This is a genomic window from Phyllobacterium sp. SB3, from assembly GCF_040009165.1.
Lineage (GTDB): Bacteria > Pseudomonadota > Alphaproteobacteria > Rhizobiales > Rhizobiaceae > Phyllobacterium.
The window spans coordinates 1-271 of the sequence record NZ_JBDYKI010000040.1; the positions used below are offsets into that span (position 1 = coordinate 1).

The 271-nt window shown below is 52.8% G+C and carries 1 protein-coding gene; it reads right to left on the minus strand.

Annotation, left to right across the window (positions count from 1 at the left end):
* Positions 1-271, minus strand: a 271-nt coding sequence (locus ABKW30_RS29295; protein WP_348602490.1) for an ABC transporter permease subunit, incomplete at both ends; no start/stop codon positions are given.

Sequence of the window (271 nt, forward strand, 5' to 3'; positions counted from 1 at the left end):
TGATCGAGTTCGTGTCGAAATGGATCGAGCCGATATCGATACTGGGGATGAAGAGCTGAATATTAAACCAGAAGATGATCTGAACGAGCAGCGGCGTACCGCGGAAGAACCAGATGTAGAGGCTGGCGAAGCCGCTGACGATCAGATTCGGAGAGAGACGCATCATCGCCAGCATCGCCCCGGCAATGATGCTGATCAGCATGGAAAGCACTGTGAAAAGGATGGTGAGCTTGATCCCTTCGAGGATGGTCTCGTCGAAGAGATAGTGCGG